Source organism: Novosphingobium oxfordense (assembly GCF_044029435.1).
In the GTDB taxonomy this organism is placed as follows: Bacteria; Pseudomonadota; Alphaproteobacteria; order Sphingomonadales; family Sphingomonadaceae; genus Novosphingobium.
The window spans coordinates 2,979,964-3,003,572 of the sequence record NZ_CP147005.1; the positions used below are offsets into that span (position 1 = coordinate 2,979,964).

19 protein-coding genes are annotated in these 23,609 nt (G+C 65.7%); 12 read left to right on the forward strand and 7 right to left on the reverse strand.

The genetic code is table 11. The annotated features are described in order from the left end of the window. Nucleotides 1–29: 29 nt before the first annotated feature. Genes WBP07_RS14155 through WBP07_RS14170 form a run of 4 tightly spaced genes read right to left on the reverse strand, consistent with a single transcriptional unit; the run spans nt 30 to nt 4,701 of the window. Nucleotides 30–1,052: an NADP-dependent oxidoreductase gene (locus tag WBP07_RS14155; protein ID WP_395391976.1), complete on the reverse strand. Its 1,023-nt coding sequence runs from the start codon at nt 1,050–1,052 to the stop codon at nt 30–32. An 8-nt stretch (nt 1,053–1,060) separates the two neighbouring features. Then, a complete protein-coding gene (locus tag WBP07_RS14160; RefSeq protein ID WP_395391978.1) occupies nt 1,061–2,383 on the reverse strand; it encodes a cytochrome P450 in 1,323 nt (440 codons plus the stop codon). 2 nt (nt 2,384–2,385) lie between these two features. After that, on the reverse strand, nt 2,386–3,186 hold the full coding sequence (locus tag WBP07_RS14165; RefSeq protein ID WP_395391980.1) for an SDR family NAD(P)-dependent oxidoreductase: 801 nt from the start codon (nt 3,184–3,186) through the stop codon (nt 2,386–2,388). Nucleotides 3,187–3,225: 39 nt separating this feature from the next. Further along, nucleotides 3,226–4,701, reverse strand: a complete 1,476-nt coding sequence (locus WBP07_RS14170) for an aldehyde dehydrogenase family protein (protein WP_395391982.1) — start codon at nt 4,699–4,701, stop codon at nt 3,226–3,228. Between the two features lie 180 nt (nt 4,702–4,881). On the opposite strand from WBP07_RS14170, the gene WBP07_RS14175 reads away from it, so the two are divergent. Continuing rightward, nucleotides 4,882–6,336 (forward strand): NAD-dependent succinate-semialdehyde dehydrogenase, encoded by a 1,455-nt coding sequence (locus tag WBP07_RS14175; RefSeq protein ID WP_395391984.1) that lies wholly within the window; start codon nt 4,882–4,884, stop codon nt 6,334–6,336. Nucleotides 6,337–6,693: 357 nt separating this feature from the next. Continuing rightward, on the forward strand, nt 6,694–7,443 hold the full coding sequence (locus tag WBP07_RS14180; RefSeq protein WP_395391986.1) for an SDR family NAD(P)-dependent oxidoreductase: 750 nt from the start codon (nt 6,694–6,696) through the stop codon (nt 7,441–7,443). A 258-nt stretch (nt 7,444–7,701) separates the two neighbouring features. On the opposite strand, the gene ppa is transcribed toward WBP07_RS14180, so the two are convergent. Beyond that, on the reverse strand, nt 7,702–8,247 hold the full coding sequence (ppa, locus tag WBP07_RS14185; RefSeq protein WP_132388120.1) for an inorganic diphosphatase: 546 nt from the start codon (nt 8,245–8,247) through the stop codon (nt 7,702–7,704). Between the two features lie 205 nt (nt 8,248–8,452). Then, nucleotides 8,453–10,420, reverse strand: a complete 1,968-nt coding sequence (locus tag WBP07_RS14190; protein WP_395391988.1) for a M61 family metallopeptidase — start codon at nt 10,418–10,420, stop codon at nt 8,453–8,455. Nucleotides 10,421–10,718: 298 nt separating this feature from the next. On the opposite strand from WBP07_RS14190, the gene hisS reads away from it, so the two are divergent. From hisS to WBP07_RS14235, 9 genes are all read left to right on the forward strand, one after another. After that, nucleotides 10,719–11,975 (forward strand): histidine--tRNA ligase, encoded by a 1,257-nt coding sequence (gene hisS / locus WBP07_RS14195; RefSeq protein ID WP_395391990.1) that lies wholly within the window; start codon nt 10,719–10,721, stop codon nt 11,973–11,975. Between the two features lie 91 nt (nt 11,976–12,066). Next, nucleotides 12,067–13,137 (forward strand): peptide chain release factor 1, encoded by a 1,071-nt coding sequence (gene prfA / locus WBP07_RS14200; RefSeq protein WP_395391992.1) that lies wholly within the window; start codon nt 12,067–12,069, stop codon nt 13,135–13,137. Beyond that, nucleotides 13,130–13,972, forward strand: coding sequence for a peptide chain release factor N(5)-glutamine methyltransferase (gene prmC / locus WBP07_RS14205; protein ID WP_395391994.1), 843 nt, complete (start codon nt 13,130–13,132; stop codon nt 13,970–13,972). The genes prfA and prmC overlap by 8 nt, the downstream gene beginning before the upstream one ends. A gap of 239 nt (nt 13,973–14,211) precedes the next feature. After that, nucleotides 14,212–15,075, forward strand: a complete 864-nt coding sequence (locus tag WBP07_RS14210) for a DUF4167 domain-containing protein (RefSeq protein WP_395391996.1) — start codon at nt 14,212–14,214, stop codon at nt 15,073–15,075. Nucleotides 15,076–15,308: 233 nt separating this feature from the next. Further along, entirely contained in the window at nt 15,309–16,907 is a 1,599-nt protein-coding gene (lnt, locus tag WBP07_RS14215) for an apolipoprotein N-acyltransferase (RefSeq protein WP_395395799.1), read from the forward strand. Between the two features lie 41 nt (nt 16,908–16,948). Continuing rightward, nucleotides 16,949–18,166, forward strand: coding sequence for a methionine adenosyltransferase (metK, locus tag WBP07_RS14220; RefSeq protein ID WP_395391998.1), 1,218 nt, complete (start codon nt 16,949–16,951; stop codon nt 18,164–18,166). A 157-nt stretch (nt 18,167–18,323) separates the two neighbouring features. Further along, nucleotides 18,324–19,457 carry a flavodoxin-dependent (E)-4-hydroxy-3-methylbut-2-enyl-diphosphate synthase gene (ispG, locus tag WBP07_RS14225; RefSeq protein WP_395392000.1) on the forward strand — a complete coding sequence of 378 codons (1,134 nt, stop codon included), beginning with the start codon at nt 18,324–18,326 and terminating at the stop codon, nt 19,455–19,457. Beyond that, nucleotides 19,454–20,191 (forward strand): hypothetical protein, encoded by a 738-nt coding sequence (locus WBP07_RS14230; RefSeq protein ID WP_395392002.1) that lies wholly within the window; start codon nt 19,454–19,456, stop codon nt 20,189–20,191. Before ispG ends, WBP07_RS14230 begins: the two co-directional genes overlap by 4 nt. A 23-nt stretch (nt 20,192–20,214) precedes the next feature. Then, on the forward strand, nt 20,215–20,742 hold the full coding sequence (locus WBP07_RS14235) for a TIGR02281 family clan AA aspartic protease (protein WP_395392004.1): 528 nt from the start codon (nt 20,215–20,217) through the stop codon (nt 20,740–20,742). A gap of 292 nt (nt 20,743–21,034) precedes the next feature. Here WBP07_RS14235 and WBP07_RS14240 read toward each other — a convergent pair whose 3' ends face one another. Then, nucleotides 21,035–23,218, reverse strand: coding sequence for a putative bifunctional diguanylate cyclase/phosphodiesterase (locus tag WBP07_RS14240; RefSeq protein WP_395392006.1), 2,184 nt, complete (start codon nt 23,216–23,218; stop codon nt 21,035–21,037). Nucleotides 23,219–23,404: 186 nt separating this feature from the next. Between WBP07_RS14240 and WBP07_RS14245 the strand changes: the two genes are divergently transcribed. Continuing rightward, on the forward strand, nt 23,405–23,554 hold the full coding sequence (locus WBP07_RS14245) for a hypothetical protein (RefSeq protein ID WP_395392008.1): 150 nt from the start codon (nt 23,405–23,407) through the stop codon (nt 23,552–23,554). The last annotated feature ends 55 nt before the right edge of the window (nt 23,555–23,609 follow it).

Below are 23,609 nucleotides of genomic sequence, written 5' to 3' on the forward strand. Positions count from 1 at the left end.
GCGGCATCCTGCGATTTTGTTTTCGCCGATCAGCCTGACACCTTCACCAGCAGCTTGCCTAGATGGTTGTTGCCAGAAAACACCCCGGCGAAGGCTTCTGGAGCAGCCGCCAGCCCCTCGACCACCGATTCGGGGCATTGGATGCGCCCCTCGGCTATCCAGCCCGCGATGTCATCCAGCGCTTGTTGACCGCCGACGAGAAAGCCGCCGAAGCCCTTGATCTCCAAGCCTTTGGACATGATCGTGCGGAAGAAGCCGGGCAGCTTGTCAGGCCCCGGGCCTTCCATGCCCATGCCGTAATAGGCGATGAACCCGCAGACCGGCATGCGCGCGCCGCGCTTCAGGTGCGGCAGCACGGCGAGCATCACATCACCGCCGACATTGTCGATGAACACGTCTGCGCCTTCGGGCAGCGCTTTGGCGAGCTGTTCGGCGAAGTCCGGGGCCTTGTAGTCGGCAGCGGCATCGAAGCCGAGGTCGAGTAGGCCCCGGCACTTGTCCGGCCCACCGGCAATACCGACGACTTGCGCACCGCGAATCTTTGCGATCTGCCCGGCAAGGCTGCCCACCGCGCCTGCCGCTGCAGAGATCACCACCGTCTCGCCCGCCGCGACGCGGCCGATGCCGATGACGCAGGCGTGGGCGGTCTGCCCCGGCATCCCCAGCGCGCCCAGCGCGGTGGAGACCGGTGCCTGTGCGGGATCGAGCTTTCGCGGCGGACCGCGCCAGTCGGCCTTGTCCGGCGCGACCACGGCATATTCGCGCCAGCCGGTGCGATCCTCCACCACGTCGCCCACCGCGTAACCAGGGTGGTTGGACCGGACGACTTCGCTGACGGTCGGCCCGTACATCACCTCTCCCGGATGAACCTGGGTGACGCCGGAAAGCCGCTTCTCGTCGATGGCGAAGCGGATCAGCGGGTCCAGGCCGAGCCAGAGCGTCCGCAGCAGCACCTCGCCCTCGCCCGGCTGCGGGATCGGGGCATCTTCCACGCGGAAGTCCGATGGCTTCGGATTGCCGCTGGCATAGCTGGCCAGCACGACTTGTTTCATCGTGCCGCTCACCGCAGCTTCACCGTCACCGCCGACATGCCGCGATGGTCGAGGCCCCGATATTCCGGCTTGGGCTTGTCCGGATCGAGCGTCATGTTCGGGAAACGGTCGAGCAAGCCGTTGATCGCCACCACCATCTCCTGCCGGGCAACATCCATGCCCAGGCATCGGTGCGGGCCGAAGCCGAAGCCCATGTGGTGCTCCTTGCGGCGGAAGATGTCGTATTCCTCCGGCTTGTCGAACACGTCGGGATCGTGGTTGGCAGCGCCGAGGCACAAGTGGATGCGGGTGCCGGCGGGGACTTTCACGCCCTCCATCTCGGTATCTTCCATGCAGAGCCGCATGAACACCGGATCGGTCGCGCGCCAGCGCAGGCCCTCTTCCACGGCGAGGTCGATCAGGCTGCGGTCGTCACGGCAGGCTTCCCAGAAGTGGCGGTGGTTCATCAGCGCGTCGATAGTGATGCCCAACTGCCGCCAGGTGGTGCCACCGCCCGCGAAGATGGCGAGCTTGCAGTAGCCGAACAGCTCATCCTCGGTGAGCGGGCGCTTGGAGCCGTCCTCGTGCGTGATCTCGCAGCCGATCAACCCGGCGATCAGGTTGTCGCCCGGCTCGCGCTGGTTCTCCGCGATCAGGCGGCGCAAGGTGCCATCGACCCAGGCGCGCGCCTCGGCCGCTTCCTCCGGCTTCAGATAGCGGGCGCCGAACGTCGCGCGGTTGAGCTGGTAGCGGAACTCGATCACGTCCTCGCCCTCCAGCCCGATGGCACGAGTGACGGTGGCCATCGGCAGGCGGGCGCAGAGGTCGCCGTTGAGATCGGAAGTTTCGCGATCGAGCAACTGGTCGAGCAGGACGTCCACCGTCTCCTCGATCCAGCGCTTGTTCCACCAGTCCAGCACCTTGGGCCGCTTGAATAGCGGCTGCGCGGCGGAGCGCAGGCGCTTGTGCGGCTTACCAACCATCGAGAGGATCGTGGTGCCCAAGGTGCGCACGCCCGCACTTTCGTTGTAGCCTTCCGAGGAATAGAGCTGGTTCTCGCGAAAGCCGATCTCGCAAGCGCGGTAGGAGAAGAACGTCATGTTCTCTCGCGGCGCGCCCAGCATGGAGACCATTTCCGGCACGCCCAGCAGTTCGCGCAGGGTGCCCTTGTGCACCGCCCCCGCTTCGCGCAAGGCATTCATGTCACAGGTATAGTCGCGGCTGGGGTCGACGCCGGAATTGGCGTCCACTTTGTCGACATCGAACATCTCGGCATAGCGCGGATTGTCCGAAAGCAGCGATGCCAGCGCGTTCGAGCGGGATTCGCTTCCGGAATAGGGACAGGTCGCCATGGTCAGCCTCCTACCTTGCGGCCGGCCGAGAGCCCCCCATCCACGGGAAGGTTCACGCCGGTCACGTTGCTTGCGAGATCGGAACAGAGGAACAGTGCCGCCGAAGCGGTGTCGCGCGGGTCGATCGCGCGGCCGAGCGGGTGGACGCGGCCCATGCCTTCCAGAATGCGGTCGCGGTGCTCGCTGTCCGGATCCATCCCGGCATAGTGGGTGAGCATGCCCGCCGGGCAGACCGCGTTCACGCGGATGCCCTTGTCCGCCACTTCGATGGCGAGCGCGCGGGTCAGCTGGACCACCGCGCCCTTGGTGGCGCCGTAAAACACGCCGCCATAGCCGATCAGCCCGGCGACCGAGGCGGTGGAAACGATGGCCCCTCCGCCGCCTTGTTTTTCAAACTGCCGGATCGCCGACTGGCAACCGTGGACGACGCCCATCACGTTGACCTCGGCCACGCGGCGCATATCCTCACCTTCGCATTCGGTCAGGCTGCGCAGGCCCTTTCCGGGGATTGGGCTGATGGTGATGCCGGCATTGTTATAGATGCAGTCGAGCCGTCCATAAGCCTCGACGCCCGCCGCCACGGCGGCATCTACCGAAGCGGGATCCGCAACATCGCATCCAACGGCGATGGCCTCACCGTTCTGGGCGCGGACCATCTTAGCCGTTTCCGCTGCATTGTCGGCGTTCACATCTGCCGCGATCACTTTCGCGCCGTGTTCGGCAAAGAGCAGGCAGGCCGCGCGGCCGACGCCCGATCCGGCGCCGGTAATCAGTGCGACTTTGCCTTCTAGCAGTCTTTTCATCCCGGTCCTCCCTCACCCGTCGATGTTCCCCGCGGCTGGCTAGCCGCCAATGTTCAACGTGGTCATGATCTGGAATTCGCGCAGGCCTTCGACGCCGCGCTCGCGGCCGATACCGCTCATCTTGATGCCGCCGCCGCTGGCATGGCTGGAGGCGAGTGCACCGTTGACGTTCACCGCGCCGCTGCGAATCTTCAGGCCCACTTCCAGCGCTTTGACCTTGTCCTTGCAGTGGACCCAGCCGGAGAGGCCGAAGCGGCTGTCATTGGCCATTTCCACTGCGTGATCGAGGTCGCGGTAGCCGATCACCGAGACGACCGGGCCGAAGATCTCCTCCTGCGCGGCGGGATTGGCGTTGTCGGGCAGGTCGAGCACGGTGGGTTCGAAGAAATAGCCCTTCTCCAGCCCCTCAGGCCGCTTGCCGCCGCAGACTACGCGGCCTCCCCCGGCGACGGCGGCGGCGACGAAATGCTCGCACCGGGCGCGCTGGGCGGCGCTGACCACGGGACCTAGCTGCGTTGCCGGATCGCGCGCGGGGCCGATCTTCATGCCGGCCAGCAGCTTCGCCATCGCCTCCAGCACCTCGGCCTTGCTCTCCTGCGGAACGAAAACGCGGGTGCCGAGCACGCAGCCCTGCCCCGCGTGCGAGGTGCAGACCGACAGCGCCGCCATGGCCGCGCGCTCCACCGAATCCGGCAGATAGATCTGCGCCGACTTGCCGCCGAGTTCGAGCACCAGCCGTTTCAACGTCGATGCCGCCTGCTTGGCGACTTCCACGCCCACGGTGGAGGATCCGGTGAAGCTCACCATGTCCACACGGCGGTCGCTGGTCAGCGCCTGCGCGCCCTCAACCCCCGCCTCGATCACCAGATTGAACACACCCTTGGGCAGCCCCGCTTCCTCGGCCGCTTCGGCGAAGACAAGCGAGGACAGGGGCGTCAGCGGATTGGGCCGCAGGATCACCGTGTTGCCCGCCATCAGCGCCGGCACGACTTTCCAGAGCGCGGTGTAGAACGGCACGTTGTAGGCGGAGATCGCCGTCACTACCCCGATCGGCGACCAGCGCTTGACGCTCTGCACCGCGAAATGGGCGTTGACCCGCTCATGCAGCGGCAGGCCATTGTCCTCGATTTCCGGCAGGCGCAGGAACATCTCGACGATCTCGCGCGCCATGCGCAGCGGCGAGGCGACTTGCGCGCCCATGACCGTGGAGGAAACCGGACAGCCCGCCTCGCGCACAGCCAGGTCCTTCAGCCGGTCCGCGCGAGCAGCCATGGCATCAGCGAAGCGCAGCATCGCCGCGCCGCGCTCCTTCATGGTCAGGCCCGACCATTCGCCCGAGTCGAAGGCACGGCGAGCAGCCGAAATCGCCGCCTCCACCTGATCCGCCGAAACCCCGGTGACTTGCGCCACAAGGCTCTCGTCAGACGGGTCCAGCACGTCGAACGCCGCGCCCTGCCCGGCCACGAACGCGCCATCGATGAAGCCTGCACGATCCAGCGGCTCTCTCCCATACAAATTCGTATTTGCGAATTTCTTTTCACAAAAGAGACTATCGAAGCAAACGGAGCGCGTCAATCGCGAGGGCGCTGGCTGGAACCTGACTGCCGACGGGCGGTTGCCTCGCCCCCGGGGGCTGCCTATCTCCGCAGCAGCCCGCGCCACCACGCGCGAAAATGAGCGAGGACCCGCAACACCATGGCCTTCACCGATTTCCTCCGTCAGCAGTGCTACATCGACGGCCAATGGTGCGATGCCGATTCCGGGGCCACGTTCGAAGTGACCGATCCCGGCAGTGGCGCCGTCATCGGCACCGTGCCGAAGATGGGTGCGGACGAGACCAATCGCGCGATCGACGCGGCCGAGCGGGCGCTACCCGCATGGCGCGCCAAGACCGCCGGCGAACGCTCCAAACTGATGCGCAAGCTGTTCGACCTGATGATCGCGCATCAGGACGATCTGGGCGAACTGCTCACGCGCGAACAAGGCAAGCCGCTGGCCGAAGGGCGCGGCGAGATCGCCTATGGCGCCAGCTTCATCGAATGGTTCGCCGAAGAGGCCAAGCGCGCCTATGGCGACACCATTCCCGGCCATGCCGCCGATCGCCGCATCGTCGTGATCAAGCAGGGCGTCGGCGTCGTCGCCGCGATCACGCCCTGGAACTTCCCCAATGCGATGATCACCCGCAAGCTGGGCCCGGCATTGGCGGCGGGCTGCACCGTGGTCATCAAGCCGGCTTCGGCGACGCCCTATTCGGCGCTGGCCATTGCGCATCTTTGTGAGCTGGCGGGCATTCCGGCGGGCGTCGTCAATGTCGTTACCGGCAGCGCCGGGCAGATCGGGTCGGCGCTGACCGCCAGCCCCAAGGTCGCCAAGCTGACCTTCACCGGCTCCACCGAGATTGGCCGCGACCTGCTGCGCGATTGTGCGGAAACGATCAAGAAAACCTCGATGGAACTGGGCGGTAACGCGCCGTTCCTGGTGTTCGACGATGCCGATGTCGATGCCGCGATCGACGGCGCGATGATCTCCAAGTTCCGCAACGGCGGCCAGACCTGCGTCTGCACCAACAGGTTCTACGTCCAGGACGGCGTCTATGACGAGTTCGTCGAGAAGCTGGCCAAGCGCGTTTCGGCGATGAAGGTTGGCTACGGCATGGATGCCGGCACCGAAGTCGGCCCGCTCATCGACGAGAAGGCGGTCGAGAAGGTGGAGGAGCATCTGGAGGACGCCATTGCCGGCGGCGCCAGGGTACTAGCCGGCGGCCAGCGCAACGAGCGCGGCGGTTCGTTCTTCAACCCCACCGTGGTCGCGGGCGTGAAGCCGGACATGAAGCTGGCGAAGGAAGAAACGTTCGGCCCGCTGGCCGGCGTGATCCGCTTCACCGACGAGGCCGACGCCATCCGCATGGCCAACGATACCGAGTTCGGCCTTGCCAGTTACTTCTACGCCAGCGACCTCAGCCGCGTCTGGCGCGTGGCGGAAGCGCTGGAGGCGGGCATGGTGGGCATCAACACCGGATTGATCTCCACCGAAGTCGCACCGTTCGGCGGGGTGAAGCAATCGGGCCTCGGCCGCGAGGGTTCGCACTACGGCCTCGATGACTACATGGAGGTGAAGTACCTCTGCATGGGGATCAAGCCGGCGGCGTGATCGCGGCGGGTGCGGGTTGATTGGGCTCTGCGTCGTCCAAGCAATGACCCTCAATAATGACCCCGTCATCCCCGCGAAGGCGGGGATCCCGCTTCCTTCTTCTTCCACGCAACCTCGAAAAGAAAAAGCGGGGCCCCCGCCTTCGCGGGGGCGACGAAGTGTTGTTGACGGCATGGGTGGTGGGGGTAGACGAGCCTCCCCCCTCTCCAATTCCTACGCCCCTGCGAAGTTTGAACTCCCGTTCAAACTTGCTCTTCCCGACAAGCGGCATTTCCGTCTAGCCCTAGTCGTCAAGCAGGCGCGCAGCGCCGCAAGGCGCATTGGGCGTCGACAGACAGACGAAAACGGGAGAACGTGATGTCCTACAAGGTTGCCATCGTCACCGGCGCCGCCGCCGGAATCGGCGCCGCCTGCGCAAAGCGGCTGGCGAAGGAAGGGGTGGCCGTGGGCGTGCTCGACCTCGACGCCGAACGCTGCGCCGATACCGTCAAGGCCATCCGCGACGGCGGCGGCACCGCCATCGCGCTGGGCGCAGACGTGTCCAACCGCGAATCCGTGAAGGCGGCGGTGGAGCAGGTCCGTGAGGAACTCGGCCCGGTCTCGATCCTGGTCAACAATGCCGGCGTCACCGACTTCACCCCGTTCGAGGAACTGACCGACGATCGCTGGGACTTCATCTATGCCGTCAACGTGCGCGGCCTGTTCATCATGACGCAGATTTGCCTGCCGGATATGAAGAACGCCGGCTGGGGCCGCATCGTCAACATCTCGTCCTCCAGCGCGCAGACCGGCGCGGTGAACATGATCCCCTATTCGTCCTCGAAGGGCGCGGTGGTGACCATGACCCGTTCGATGGCGCAGGAATTCGGGCCCTTCGGCATCACCGTGAACAATATCCCGCCGGGTTCGGTGATGGGCACGATCATGTCCGAAGCCAACCGCGAACGCTTCCAGATCCCGACCGAAGTGCTGCTGCAGACCATCCCGGTCCGCCGCATGGGCGAGCCCGACGATATCGCCAACGCCTGCGCCTGGCTCTGCGACGAGCGCAGCCAGTACGTCACCGGCCAGACCATCGGCGTCAACGGCGGCCGCGTCGTCAGCTGACGTTTAGGGTTGGTGTGAGCCACTCGCCCCGAACTTGAGGACACCCTGATCCGTCATCCCCGCGCAGGCGGGGATCCCGCTTCTTTTTTGCGACGTTGCGAGAAGGAACAAGCGGGGCCCCCGCCTGCGCGGGGGCGACGAGGAAGTAGACGAGGTTTCAATAAATCGGGGCGTGAAACACCGCCCAGAACAAACAAAAAGGGCCGACGGATCACTCCGCCGGCCCTTCCTTCACATGGGGTGTGAACTTGTGTGGCCTCAGGCCTTCGCGGCCTTGTCAGCCTCGTAGCGCTCGATCGCTTCGACAACGATCTGGCGGGCTTCGTCAGCGCCGCCCCAGGTGCCGACGCGCACCCACTTCTCGGCCTCAAGGTCCTTGTAGTGCGTGAAGAAGTGCTCGATCTGGCTGAACACGATCGGCGGAAGGTCGCCCTTTTCCTGCACGTCCGAATAGTACGGGAAGGTCTTGTCGTCGGGCACGCAGACCAGCTTTTCGTCGCCGCCGTGCTCGTCTTCCAGGTTCAGCACTGCGATCGGGCGCACGCGCACGACCGAGCCGGGCACGAAGGGCGAGCGGGCAACGACCAGCGCGTCAAGCGGATCGCCATCGGGCGAAAGCGTGTGCGGCACGAAGCCATAGTTCGCCGGATAGCGCATCGGCGTGTGCAGGATGCGGTCCACGAACAGAGCGCCGGAATCCTTGTCGAATTCGTACTTTACAGGTTCGCCGCCAACGGGAACCTCGATGATGACGTTCAGGCTCTCCGGCGGGTTCTTGCCGACAGGGATCATGTCGATGCGCATGTTGGTCCTTTTCAACGGGCACGATTTGAGCGGCGCTACTGAACGTGCGCCGCCTTGAACTTTGACGGCGGGGCTTAGCGGCACGGTTAAACCACCGCAACCGCCTTCTCGCACTTGCCGTGCAAGGATCGCGTGCCCGTCGCTAAAACGAAACGGGGCCGAGCTGAAAAGCCCGGCCCCGTTCTCGACACGCTTAATTTCGTCTTTACTTGGTGCGCGGCGCCAGCAGGCGGTCCAGCCCGTTGACCTTGCCCGGCGTGGTGCTTTCCAGCCAGGGCCAGCGCAAGCCACCGTGATAATCGACGGAGACGGTGGTGAAGGCATCACCGCGCTTCACCAGCAGACTGATCGGCGCACCGGCAGCTGCGCCGCCGGTCTTCGCCGCCGTGATCGCATCCTTGATCACATCGGCGCTGTAGGCGGTGCCGTTGACCGCGACCACCTTCACCCCGCCGACGAGGCCTGCATTGTAGCCGATGCTGTCCCACACGGTGGACGTGACGGTGCCGTCGTTGTCGAGCGACACGCCCAGCGCGTAGCTGAGGTCCAACGACTTGCGCGAGTCACCCAGGCCCTTTTCATAGGCGTTCTGCGTGTCCTTCCAGACCAGCTTGTAGCCGGCCATCTCGATGCCCTTCACGGGCGCCGGCTGGTTGTTCGCATAGATGCGGGTCTTCAGGAAGCTGGCCCAGTCGTAGGGGTAGACGCCGTTCAGCGTCTTCACGACCTCGTCGAAATCATAGGTCTGCTCGCCCCAGTCGCCGTCGTGCACGCCGAAGAAGGCCTTGGCGAAATCGTCCAACCCCTTGGCACCTTTGGTGCCCTGGCGGATGATCTGGTCCGCTTCCAACCAGGTCAGCGCGCCTTCGACGTAATAGTCTTCCGTACGCGTGATCGAGGTGTAGGGCAGCGGGCGGCGCATGTTCAGGATCGGCGCGTGGGTGGTGTCCTCCACCGAACGCCAGCCACGGCCCGGCGTCGCCTCGGCATAGCGGGCGACCGCACCGGCCAGCGTGTCGAGGATGGTCTGCTTGGTCTGCACGCCCGAACGCGCGGCCAGGATATAGCCCCAGAACTGGGTCTGCCCTTCATAGACCCACAGCAGCGTGTTCTGCATCGGCTGCTGGAAGTCCGGCGTCCACAGGTCGGCCGGACGGCGATACTTGCCGTTCCAGCTATGCGTGAACTCGTGCGGGATCACGTTGCGATCCCAGTCCATCTTGTCCCACTCGGTCCAGACCTTGGGCTCCATCTGGTTCTCGCTCGAACGATGATGCTCAAGGCCGATGCCGCCCATGCGGTCGGTCAGCGCCAGCAGGAAGTCGTAGTGGTCGAAGTGCCGCGCGCCGAAGGTGAACAGCGCCTGCGAGACGAGGCTACGGTACTTCTCCATGTTCTCCGGCTTGATGCCCAGCAGCTTGGGCTCATCCGCGACGACGTTCATGCTGACGCCGTGGCCCAGATCCCAGCTCTGCGCATACTTGCCCGCGAAGATCGGCGAATCGACGAGGCGCTCGTAATCAATCGGGCTCCAGGTCACCGTGTTGCCCTGCTGGGCCTTGCCGTCCAGCGCAGTATAGACCGTCCAGCCCGCCGGGAACTTCACGGTGGGCTTGAAGGTGATGCCGCGGGTGTAATAGCCGGCGGGATAGAGGCTCATCTTCTCCCACTGCACGTTGATCATTTCCTGCGTCATCGTGATGCGGCCTTCCTTGGCCTGCACCGGAGACGTGTGGACAAGCTTTACCGTCACCATCTGCGTGCCGGCCGGCAGGTCGAGATGGAAGGCGTTCACCGCCACGGTGTCACGCTGCCACGCGATTTCCTTGCCATCGGCAAAGAAGTGGATGTCCGCCAGCAGCGCGGCCGGGCCGGTGGGCGAGTGGTTGCCGGGCAGCCAGCTCGGCTGGATCAGCGTCAGCTTGGTGGTACCGGGGGCGACGGGAACCTGCTGCACCACCTTATAGACGCCGCGCACCGTATCGCTGGCATCGATGTCGAGCGTGATCGTGCCAGCATAGGGCTTGTCCTGCGCGGCCGGCAGCGGGTCGGGCAACGCGGGCGCCATCGGCCTGCCCCGAGCATTCTCCCTTTGGGCAGAATCCTGCGCAAGCGCCGGGGCTGAAACGGAAAGAAGGGCGAGGAGCGTGACGACCGCGTTACGATATTTCATTTCGCCATTCTTTGCGGCTGTTGCCGAGTTTGGCAACCATCCAATTCGCGTGCGCGATGCGGGCAGCAACGTGAAAGGTCCTCCCCTGCAAGGGGAGGGGGACCGCCCGCAGGGTGGTGGAGGGGTGTCAGCCTCTCGGTCGCGTACAACCGGACCCGTTACACCCCTCCGTCATCGCTCCGCGATGCCACCTCCCCTTGCAGGGGGGAATTTTGAGCGCCGGTATTTCCACGTTCAATCCCGCCCGCGAACCGCAGCCACTTTCCCCGCCGCCGCAATCGGGCTAAGCGCGCGCGTCATGAGCACCACATCGACTAAGACGCCTCAGGCGATCCGCGGAACCCAGGACATCTTCGGCGCAGACGCCGAGGCTTTCGCGCATGTCGTCGAGACGTTCGAGCGCATTCGTAAGCTCTACCGCTTCCGCCGCGCGGAAATGCCGGTGTTCGAGGATACCGCCGTATTCTCCCGCTCGATCGGCGAGACCACCGACGTCGTCTCCAAGGAAATGTACTCGTTCGATGATCGCGGCGGCGACCCGCTGACGCTGCGCCCCGAATTCACCGCCGGCATCGCCCGCGCCTATCTGACCAACGGCTGGAAGCAGTTCGCCCCGGTCAAGATCGCCACGCACGGCCCGCTGTTCCGCTACGAGCGCCCGCAGAAGGGCCGCTATCGCCAGTTCCACCAGATCGACGCCGAGCTGATCGGCTCGGCCGAGCCGCTGGCCGATGTGGAACTGCTGGTCATGGCCGACCAGTTGCTGAAGGAACTGGGCATAGCCGATGGCGTGACGCTGCAGCTCAACACGCTGGGCGACGTGGCCAGCCGCGATGCTTGGCGGGCCGCGCTGATCGAATACTTCCGTGGCCACAAGGCGGAGCTGTCCGAGGATTCGCAGGATCGCCTTGAGCGCAACCCGCTGCGCATCCTCGATTCCAAGGACGCGCGCGACAAGGTCTTCGTGGCCGACGCTCCGAAGATCGACGACTTCCTCTCGGCCGAGGCGCAGGACTTCTTCGGCGCGGTGACGGCCGGCCTCGATGCCGCGAGCGTCGCCTACGAGCGTGCACCGTCGCTGGTGCGCGGGCTGGACTACTATCGCCACACCGCGTTCGAATTCGTCACCACCCGTCTTGGCGCACAGGGCACCGTGCTCGGCGGCGGGCGCTATGACGGCCTCATGGAAAGCCTGGGCGGCCCGGCTACCCCGGCGGTGGGCTGGGCAGCGGGCATCGAGCGTCTGGCGATGCTGGTTGCCGATGCCGGCACGCTGGCCGAAGCGCCGCTGACCGTGGTTCTCGCGGTCGAGGACGATGCGGCGCTGGCCTATGCCCAGAAGGTGATCACCGCGCTGCGTTTCCAGGGCCTGGATGCCGAAATGGTCGCCACCGGCAGCGCCCGCAAGCGCTTTGACAAGGCTGTGAAGATGGGCGCGCGCGTGCTCGTGTCGTTCGGCGTCAAGGACGGCCAGCCGGTCGCCAACTTGCGCGCGGCCGAGCCGACTGCCGAGTATCTCGCGGTCGAGCAGGTTCTTCAGTCGGTCCATCCGTGATTTCGGCTGCCGTCCTCTTGGCCCACACGACATTTACCGTCGCCCCCGCGAAGGCGGGGGCCCCGCTTCTTCTCGCAAGGAAGGCCGCCTGATGTCGGTCTCCGACGCTCGTCTTGCCCAGATCGCCGCGCGTTTCGCGGAGCTGGAGGCGCGCCTTGCCTCGGGCACGCTGGAAGGCGACGCCTTCGTCACCGCCAGCCGCGACTATGCGGAACTGGAGCCGGTGGCGCGCGTCGCTGCCGAAGTCGTGTCGATGCGCGGCGAACTGGAAATGCTCCAGACGCTGGAAGATCCGGACCCGGACATGCGGGCGCTGGCCGAAGAGGAAGTAATCCGTCTCAAGGCCGAATTGCCCGAGGCCGAACGCCAGCTCTCCATCGCCATGCTGCCGCGCGACGCGGCGGACGTGCGCCCGGCCATGCTGGAAATCCGCGCCGGCACCGGCGGCGACGAAGCCGCCCTGTTCGCCGCCGACCTTTATCGCATGTACGAACGCTATGCCGCCGAACAGGGCTGGCGGGTGGAGATGATCAGCGTCAACGCCAATGACCTCGGCGGCTTCAAGGAAGTGGTCGCCAACGTCGCGGGCGCGGGCGTCTTCGCCAAGCTCAAGTTCGAGAGCGGCGTCCACCGCGTGCAGCGCGTGCCGGTCACCGAATCGGGCGGACGCATCCACACTTCGGCGGCGACCGTCGCGGTGCTGCCCGAGCCGAGCGAAGTCGATGTCCAGATCGAGGACAAGGACCTCAAGATCGACATCTTCCGCGCCTCGGGCGCGGGCGGCCAGCACGTCAACACCACCAATTCGGCGGTGCGCATCACCCACTTGCCCAGCAATCTGGTGGTGATCTGCCAGGACGAGCGCAGCCAGCACAAGAACAAGGCCAAGGCCATGCAGGTCCTGCGCGCGCGTCTCTATGAGAAGATGCGCGAAGAGGCCCATGGCGCCGAGGCGGAGGCCCGCAAGGCGATGGTCGGATCGGGCGATCGCTCCGAACGCATCCGCACCTACAACTTCCCGCAGGGGCGCGTGACCGATCACCGCATCAACCTGACGCTGCACCGCCTGCCCGAGATTCTCGAAGGCCCGGGCCTTGCCGAAATGGTCGACGCGCTGATCGCCGAGGACGAGGCCAAGCGCCTGGCGGCGATGGATGGCTGACCGGACGGTCGGCGAAGCGATCCGCCAAGCGGCCGAGCGGCTGGCGGCGAGCAGCGACACGGGCCGGCTCGATGCCGAAGTGCTGATGGCGCACGCGCTGGGCTGCTCGCGCTCGTCGATGCTGCTTTCGAAGATGCGCGATCCGGCGCCCACAGCCTTTACCGCGCTGGTGGACCGGCGCGCGGAGCATGAGCCGGTCGCTTATGTGACCGGCCACCAGGAATTTTTCGGCCTGCCCTTCACCGTCGGGCCGGACGTGCTGATCCCGCGCGGCGATTCGGAAGTTCTGGTCGAAGCCGCCCTCGCCGCGCGTCCCGATGCCCGCACCGTGCTGGACTGCGGCACCGGATCCGGCGCGCTGTTGCTGGCGGTCCTGGCCAACCTGCCCTCGGCAGAGGGGGTAGGGATCGACCGCTCGCCCGGCGCCCGCGCGATTGCTGCTGCCAATGCCGATGCGCTCGGACTGAGCGCCCGCGCCCGCATAGAGGAAGCCGATTGGCATGCCCCCGGCTGGGACGATCATTTAGGCGGACCGTTCGACCTGATCCTGGCCAATCCACCTTATGTAGAAACCACCGTGGCGCTTGACCGATCGGTGGCGGCCTACGAACCGGCCGGGGCGCTCTATTCGGGTGAGGACGGGCTGGACGACTATCGAATACTTGTCCCCCAACTGCCCCGCCTACTCTCCGCGAACGGAGTCGCGCTGGTCGAAATCGGCTATCAACAGGCCGATCCGGTGGCCGCGATCGGGCAGGAAGCGGGACTTTCCAGTCGCTTGCACCGCGACCTTGGAAATCGCCCACGCGTGCTGGAGTTTTCAACAGCCGCGTAAGATTCCGCTTGGAATTCGGCGCGGGAATGCCTAAGGATTAAGGCGAAGCGGCACATGGATGAAATTTCCCATGCGGACGCTTCACCTCCATCATTTGCATGACAGTCGCTGCAGCTAGTCTGCTCGGCACGGCGAGGATGGAAGTCACGGCACGCGGGGGCGCTCCGTGATCATGTGACGTACGGCAGTTCGGCCCGACGGGATCCGGCCGATACCCAGGGTTTTGAGGAAATATATCCTTGAATAATAATCGTGGTAACAACCGCCGGCGCGGCCGCGGTAACAATCGCCAACAAGGCGGCCAGCAGACCAATCGTATCGACAGCAGGGCTCGCGGCAACGCGCCGCAGTTGCTGGAGAAGTACAAGAAGCTGGCGCACGACGCGCACCTCAACGGTGACCGCGTGACGGAGGAGTATTACCTCCAGTTCGCGGATCACTATTTCCGTGTGATCGCCGATCAGAAGCAGCGTCAGGACGATGCGCGCCAGCCGCGCCGTGACGACCGTTCGCCCGATTATTCGGACGATTACGGCGACGATTACGGCGATTACGAGGCTGCGCCCGAGCGCGTCCAGCAACAGGAGCGCCAACCCCGCGAGGAGCGTCAGCCCCGCGAGGAACGCCAACCTCGCGAGGACCGTCAGGAACGCCAGCCCCGCCAGGACCGTTACGAGCGCCAGGAACGCGCGCCGCGCGTCGAAGCGCCTGCGGACGAGCCCGTCGAAACCGCCCAAAACGAGGGCGAGGGCGAACGTTCGGTCTACGAACCGGCCGAAAATCCTTTCGTGCGTGACGTTCGCAGCCCAAGCCGCGGCCTGAAGCAGCGCAAGCCCCGTCGCGATCGCCGCGAAGACGGCGATGCCGGCGAAGTGAACGGCAATGTCGCTGTACCGGAAGCAATCGAAGCGCCCGCCGGCCTCGAAGCCGCGCTGCCGCCCGCGATTGCGACCAAGCCCGCGAAGAAGGCCGCTCCGGCCGCCGCCGAGGAAACCCCTGCGGAGGACGCCAAGGCGGAAGAAAAGCCTCGCCGCCGCCGCACCCGCAAGACTCCGCCTGCGGACGAAGCCGGTGACAGCACGCTCGAAGCGATGAATTCGTAAGCCTTCATCGTTTTCATACGGATAGAGACGGCCCGCATTCCCTTCGGAATGCGGGCCGTTCCGCTTTAAATGCCTGAAGGGCCGCCAAGATCGCTTGCGCCGAGGCGGCTGGACCGTACATAGCGTCGCTCGTGGAATATCTTCCCCCGCGAGGCCCAGCCGTGACATCCGAACAGGCCCTTCCCGGCCGCCGATTTCTGGTCCGGTATTCCCTGGCCCGCTATCCGCGCCTCATGACCGGCCTTGCCGCGATCCTTGCCGGCATGCTCGCCGCATGCGGGTTCCAGCCGCTTTCCCTGTGGCCGCTCACACTGCTCGGCATCGCATGGCTGATCGAACTTACGGTTCGCGCGCCCGGCTGGCAGCGGGCGTTTTTCGTGGGCTGGTGCTTTGGACTCGGCCATTTCACGCTCGGCAACAACTGGATCGCCACGGCATTCACCTATCAGGCCAACATGCCGGCATGGCTGGGCATGATCGCGGTGGTGCTGCTTTCGCTCTACCTTGCCGTCTATCCCGCGCTGGCCGCACTGGGCGGCTGGCTGGTGCTGAGGCTCGACCGCGGCAAATGGGGCGCCGCTGCCTTCGCCTTGCTGGCCATCGCTTTCGCGGCAAGCTGGATCGTTTCCGAATGGCTGCGCGCATGGGTCTTCACCGGCTTCGCGTGGAACCCGCTGGGCGTTGCCCTGCTGGGCGGCTTCGAGACCCGCGGGCTTGCCATGGTTACGCCCTGGACGGGCACATACGGCCTCTCCGGCCTGCTGGTGCTGCTGGCCGCCCTGCCTGGTCTGCTGATCCGCGTGATCCGGCACGGCAAGTCCGTGGCGCGTTGGGTTTGGGCCCTGCCCGCGATCGCGATCTATGCCGCGCTCGGCGCCCTGATGACGCTGCCGGACCGCTGGGCCGATCGTTCCGAAGGGGCGGTGCGCTTCACGCTGATCCAGCCCGACATCCGGCAGGAATTCATCGACGATCCGCGCAATTTCGAACCCAATTTCGTCAAGATGGCCCGGCTCTCGTTTCCCAATCGACCGGGCGAGAAACGCGTGGTTTTCTGGCCCGAATCGGGCTTGGGAGACTATGTGCGCGACGGCTACCCGCCCTATCTCTATCGCATCTACACTTACGCCGCCGATCCCGTCCTGTCCCGTCGCCGCATCGGCCGGGTGATCGGGCCCTATGGCCTGCTGCTGACGGGCGCGGTCGATCTGGTCATGAAGGATGACGAGGAAGTGGCCGCGCGCAATTCGGTCTCCGCGATCGACGGCGACGGCAATCTGCTTGCCTCCTATTCCAAGGCCCACCTCGTTCCTTATGGCGAGTACCTCGCTCTGCGCTGGCTGCTGGAACCGCTGGGCGCCACCCGCCTGGTTCCCGGCGCGCTGGATTTCTGGCCCGGCCCGGGCCCCCGCACCATCGACTTCGGCGACTGGGGCAAGGTCGGCGTGCAGATCTGTTACGAAATCGTCTTCAGCGGCGAAGTGGTCGATCCCCGTGTGCGGCCGGACTACATCTTCAACCCATCGAACGATGGGTGGTTCGGCGCTTGGGGCCCGCCCCAGCACTTGGCGCAGGCCCGCCTGCGCGCGATCGAGGAAGGCCTGCCGGTCATGCGATCCACCACCACCGGCATCAGCGCGGTGATCGATGCCGACGGTATCGTCCGCACCCATGTGCCCTGGCACCAGGCCGGCCGGCTGGACGGGCTGATCCCTCCCGCCCACGAAGCCACGCTTTTTGCGCGCTGGGGCAACCGCTTGCCGCTGGCACTTGCCGCAGTTCTGTTGGTGATTGCGGTTTCAGGCATTGCACTCCGGCGCCGGGGAGGGTAGACGCAGAGGGACATAAAGATTTCTTTATATGTGGTGTCCAGATGCGCAATAGCTACGTCTTTACTTCCGAGAGCGTTTCCGAAGGTCATCCCGACAAGGTTTCGGACCAGATTTCCGATGCTATCGTAGACCTGTTCCTGTCCAAGGACCCTGAGGCGCGCGTCGCGTGCGAGACGCTCACCACTACCCAGCGCGTCGTGCTGGCCGGTGAAGTGCGCGGCAAGGGCATGATCGATACGGCCGGCCACTGGGAAGACGGTGCGCAGGAAGAGATCCAGACCGTCGTTCGCGAAACCGTGAAGCGCATCGGTTATGAGCAGGCCGGCTTCCACTGGCAGGATCTGGTGTTCGAAAACCACCTGCACCCGCAGAGCGCGGACATCGCGCAGGGCGTCGATTCGACCGGCAACAAGGACGAAGGCGCGGGCGACCAGGGCATCATGTTCGGTTTCGCCTGCGACGAAACGCCGGACCTCATGCCCGCCACGCTCGACTACAGCCACAAGATCCTTGAGCGTCTGGCTGCCGACCGTCACTCGGGCGCGGCGCCGTTCCTGGAGCCCGACGCCAAGAGCCAGGTCACGCTGCGCTTCGAAAACGGCGTGCCGGTGGAAGCCACTGCCGTCGTCGTCTCCACCCAGCACAAGCCGGGCTACCACGAAGGTGCGCAGGACGCCGAACTCAAGGCCTATGTGAAGAAGGTCGTTGGCGAGATCCTGCCCGCCGGCTTCGTCACCGAAGAGACCGCGTTCCACATCAACCCCACCGGCAAGTTCGAGATCGGCGGCCCTGACGGCGACGCCGGCCTTACCGGCCGCAAGATCATCGTCGACACCTACGGCGGCGCTTCGCCCCACGGCGGCGGCGCATTCTCGGGCAAGGATCCGACCAAGGTCGACCGTTCGGCCGCCTATGTCACCCGCTACCTCGCCAAGAACGTGGTCGCCGCCGGCCTTGCCAAGCGCTGCACGATCCAGGTGGCCTATGCCATCGGCGTGTCCGAGCCGCTTTCGCTCTATGTCGACACCCACGGCACCAGCTCCTTCTCGGACGCCGATCTGGAAGTGGCGATCGCCAAGGTTTCGGCCGACACGCTGGGCGGCCTGACCCCGCGCGGCATCCGCACCGGCCTGGGCCTCAACAAGCCGATCTACGGCCCGACCGCGGCCTATGGCCACTTCGGCCGCAAGCCCGAGGGCGACCTGTTCCCCTGGGAGCGCACCGATCTGGTCGATGCGCTGAAGGCCGCTCTGGCCTGAGCCAGCGCCACGGCGTGAAGAATTAATGGGGGGCGAGACCGCAAGGTTTCGTCCCCCTTTCTTCGTTTTTCGGGCTCTTTTGGGTTTTGCGCCCCATCGATCCGGTCTGACCGGAATCGCGCTTCAAACCGTCACCGGGAACGACTATAGAAGCGCCATGTCATCCGTACGTCCCTGGCGCGATATCGAGCGCCGCAAGAGCCGCCAGATCATGGTCGGCAATGTCCCCGTCGGCGGCGATGCACCGATCACGGTGCAGACCATGACCAACACGCTGACATCCGACGCCAAGGCGACGATCGAACAGATCCGCCGGTGCGAGGATGCCGGCGCGGACCTGATCCGCGTCTCCTGCCCCGATGTGGAAAGCACGGCGGCGATGCGGGAGATCGTGCAGGCCGCGCGCGTGCCGCTGATTGCGGACATCCATTTCCACTACAAGCGCGCGCTGGAAGCTGCCGATGCCGGCGCCGCCTGCCTGCGCATCAATCCGGGCAACATCGGCTCCAGCGACCGCGTTGCCGAAGTGGTCCGCGCCGCCAAGGCCAACGGCTGCGCGATCCGCATCGGCGTCAACGCTGGCAGCCTGGAAAAGGACCTGCTGGAAAAGTACGGCGAGCCCTGCCCCGAAGCGCTGGTCGAATCCGCGCTCGATCACATCAAGCTGCTGCAGGACCACGATTTCCACGAATACAAGGTGGCCGTGAAGGCCAGCGACGTGTTCCTGGCCGTCGCTGCCTATCAGGGGCTGGCGGACGCCGTGGATTGCCCGCTGCACCTTGGCATTACCGAGGCGGGCGGCTTGATCGGCGGCACCGTGAAATCCTCGATCGGCATGGGCATGCTGCTGTGGTCCGGCATCGGCGACACTCTGCGCGTCTCGCTCTCGGCCGAGCCGGAAGAGGAAGTGCGCGTCGGCTTCGAAATGCTGAAGGCCCTCGGCCTGCGCACGCGCGGCGTTCGGGTCGTCTCCTGCCCCAGCTGCGCGCGCCAGGGCTTCGACGTGATCCGCACGGTGGAAGCGCTGGAAGACCGCCTGCAGCACATCAAGACGCCGCTCTCGCTCTCCGTCCTCGGCTGCGTGGTCAACGGCCCCGGCGAAGCGCGCGAGACCGACATCGGCCTGACCGGTGGCGGTAACGGCAAGCACATGGTCTACCTTTCGGGTGTGACCGACCATGTCGTCCAGTCCGAAGACATGCTCGATCACATCGTCAAGCTGGTCGAGGCCAAGGCGGCCGAGATCGAAGCCGCCAATGCCGCCGAAGCGGAGGCGCAGGCGGCCGAATGAGCCGCCTGAAACGCGAACTCGCGCGCGTCGGACTGACGCTGCGCGATTCGCTGTACCTCTGGCGGATTGCGCCGCTGGTTCCGCTGATCGCGGTGCTGCCCGAATTCGCGCAGCATGCGGTGGAAATCCGGCTGGGCATGTTCACCAGCCATGAGGCTTTCAACGCCCTTGCCGAGAACGCGGCGCGGCTTCAGTTCGGCGCGGTGAAAGCCGCCTGTCTGGCACTCGCGATCCTGGTGGGCGCCCGCTTCTGGGCCAATCGCGCGGCCGGCCTGCGCGGCTGGAGCCTTGCCGGGATCGGCTGGAAGCAGGTTCTGCTGGGTTTCCTCGTCCAGATCGTGGTCTCGCTGCCCAGCCTGCTGAACCTGCCGCTATCGCCGGTGTCCGGGGCCATGCTGGGTCTGGTGCTGGCGCTCGCCAGCCTGCCGGGCCTGGTGCTTATGGCCGGCGGCCTGATCGGCGACCGGGAAAGCAGCCTCGCCTCTATCTACCGCAGCGGCTGGACCAAGGCGCTGCGTATCCTGCTGCATGTCGGCCCGATCTGGCTGCTGTTGCAGACGCTGCACCGCGCAGACCATATCGCGGCGATGGAACGACCGCAGTGGCTGGCCTGGGGCCTGATGGCCTGGGACGCTCTGGTCGTGGGCCACATGGCCGCGCTGGCCGCCACCGGGCTGCATCACGGCTATGCCGCCGATGACGAGGCCGATGAGGCCGGTTTTACGCCCGCTTAAGCCTTCGCGCCTAACCTCTCCCCATGCGGATGGGGCCTATCATTCTGGTAGTCGTCACGGTCGGGCTGGTGGCCTTGATCGCTCCCGGCCTGAAAGCCGGTCATGACGGCGATGCGACCACGCCGACACCCCCTGCCCATCCGCAGGACGCCGCGGCACGGGCAACGTGGTTCGCAGGCAGCACGGAGGTCGCCCGCGCGCCCGACGGTCATTTCTATGCCGATGCCGAGGTCGAGCAGCACGGCACACACTTTCTGGTCGATACCGGCGCCACCATCGTCGCGCTGACCGGATCGGACGCGCGTGCCATCGGGCTCGATTGGAACGATGCCGATCTGCGGCTGATCGGCCAAGGCGCCTCCGGCCCGGTCTACGGCGTGCCGGTAACGCTCTCCAAGATCGAACTGGGCGGGCTGGAAGCGCGCGACGTGCAGGCCGCGATCGTGCCGGAAGGGCTGGACGTCTCGCTGCTGGGGCAATCGTTCCTGTCGCGCATGGGCTCCGTCAGGATCGAAGGGGATCGCATGAGCATCGGCGGCGGCGCTAGCTAGAGCGTTTTCTAATCAGGTGGAGGCACCTGATGACTCGGAAAACGGGGCAAACCAAAATCTCTAGGCTACCCCGACAAGTCCCCCCTCGAATCCCACAAGGCTGCACCAGACGACGAAAGCCGCCATCGCGGCGACCGAGAGGTAAGCGGCCCGGACGACTTTCGAAACAGGGGTGTCCATTGCGTACAACCTTGTGGGAACGGGGGAGTGCAGCTTATCGGAGGTTTTCCGGACTGAGGCCATGTCGCCGGTCGGCAAACGTCAACCGCCGGTCGAGACCGGCGTTCCCCTGCTATGCGGTGCCCTGGATCGCCTTGCGGCCAACCGTGGAGGTAAAGGCGGGGATGGAGATCCGACCGTCGCGCGGGGCGATCGGCGTGCGGATCGTGCTCACTTCGAAATCCGGCGGCAGCCCGGCATTGATCAGGTCATAGGGTGATATGCGCGTGCGCGTGCAGAGGCCGCCGTTGCCGTCGCTCACCAACGTCTTCTCGAAAGCGACGCCAAGCTGCTCGCCGATCGTGCGCCGCACCGTCGCCACTTCCAGCTGTCCCTCGCCGAAGTAGAGCACGAAACGCGTGCCCAGCGGCACATCCTCCAGCCCGTCGATCAGCGCGCCGGTGGCGGACAGGTTGCGCAGTACGGCAGGGTAGTAGTGATCCTCATGGATCGCGCCGATCCAGCGGAACATCGAGACACGGTCCTCACGCTGGAAGGCCGGGCCGGCCGGGGCGATGCCCCAGCCCGGTTGGCCCGCCGCTTCCATGAATGCCTCGGCCGGGATCGCCTGCGAATAGATGTAGCCCTGGATATGGCTGACCCCCAGTTCGCGCAGCATGGCGAGCTGGTCCAGCGTCTCGATACCCTCCGCCGTCGTTTCCATGCCGATGGCCTTGGCCATGGCGACGATCGCGGCGATCAGCGCCTTGTTGCGCGCGCCCGCCTCCGCCGTGCCGCGCACGAAGCTCTGGTCGATCTTGATCTTGTCGAACGGCGCCGTGCGCAAGTAGCCGAGCGAGGAATAGCCGGTGCCGAAATCGTCCAGCGCCAGCCGCACACCCAGCGCCTTCAGCGCGCGGAACCGCGCATCGGTGTCGGCACCTTCGGCCAGGAACACGCCTTCGGTGATTTCCAGTTCCAGCCGTTCCGGCGGCAGGCCGGAAGCCGCCAGCGCGTTGGCGACGACGGCGGGAAAGCCGGGATCGGTGAACTGGCGGGGCGAGACGTTGACCGCCACTCGCAGGGCGCCCGGCCATTCCACGGCGTCTCGACAAGCCGTGCGCAGCGCCCATTCGCCGATCTGGCAGATCATCGTCGATTCCTCGGCGATGGGAATGAACTGTGCGGGGCTGATCACGCCTTTCTTGGGATGATTCCAGCGCACCAGCGCCTCCGCACCGGAAACCACGTCCGTCCCGGCGGCGACGATCGGTTGGTAGTGCAGTTCCAGTTCGCCATGGGCCAACGCGTCATGGAGGTTCTCCTCCAGCATGCGGCGATCCTCGGCCGCCGTCAGCAGTTCGCGCGAGAAGAAGCGGAAGCGTCCGCGCCCCCCATGCTTGGCGGCGTAGAGCGCAAGGTCGGCATTGCGCACTAGCTCGTCGACATCCTGGCCGTCGAACGGGGCAATGGCGATGCCCACGGAAGCGCCGATGATGCAGCGATTGCCTTCCACGGAGTAGGGCTGCGACAGCATGGCGATGATGCGTTCGGCCAGATTGCCCAGGTCGCCGCGATCCTCGACATCGGGGACGAGTATCTGGAACTCGTCACCGCCCAGCCGGCAGATCCGCTCCGCCTCGCCAACGATGGTGATCAGCCGCTCCGCAACCTGCTGCAGCAGGGCGTCGCCGGTGGAGTGGCCCAGCGTATCGTTGACCTGCTTGAAGCGGTCGAGATCGATCAGCAGCGTGGCGCAGGGGCGCTCCTGCGCCTTGTAGGCCCGCAGGGTGCGATCGAGCAGCCGTGCCATCTCGCGGCGGTTGAGCAACCCGGTCAGCGGATCGTGCATCGCCTCGCGCGAGTTCTCTTCGGCAATGCGGCGATCATCGGTGATTTCGGAGCAGAGGCCGCAGAAGCCGCCGAACCGGCCCGCCTCGTCGAACTGCGCCTCTCCCGATAGCAGCCACCAGCGCCGGTGGGCGCCATCGCCGGTACAGACCGGCAACTTCTCGAAGCGCGATCGCCGCGACAACACGAAGCGCAGGCTGCGCCCCGATCCCGCGCCGTCGTCGAAAGTCTGGAAGATATCGCCCAGCGGCAGGCCCAGAACGGTATCGGGCGAAGGCAACCGGGCCAGCGCCTTTGCGGACAAGTAGCGGATCGCCCCGTCTTCGTCGGACGACCAGAAGCCGATCCCGTCGATCCCTTCCACGGCGCGGCAGAAGCTCTGTGCCTCCTCAGCCCCCAGCAGCGACGCCTGCCGTGATGCCGCCCGAGCAGCCAACCTGTCTGAACGTCCGAAATTCCAGGCCATCGACCCTGCCCTGCCAGTATCTCAGGACAAGTGCTTAGTCGGATGAAGGTTACTTTCCCGTAACCACGTTTACGCCGCCATCGCGACCGCCCGGGAATTCACCTTATCTCGCGTCGTCTCAGGACAAGGGGGAATTAAGTGACATTGCGTGCGACAACAGGCGCCCTGATTTCGGGCGTCCTTCTTATGGCCACCAGCGCCCAGGCCCAGACTGCCAATGCGCAGACTGTGGAGCCGGCGGATTTCCTTACGTCAGACGCCGATCCCGTCATGCCGTTCTGCGCAAAGGCCATTCCCTCCCCCGAAGATCTGGCCGCCCGGCGCAAGACCGCCTAACGCCCCCTTCCCGTAAGCCCAGCAAAAAGCCCCGCCGGATCGCTCCGGCGGGGCT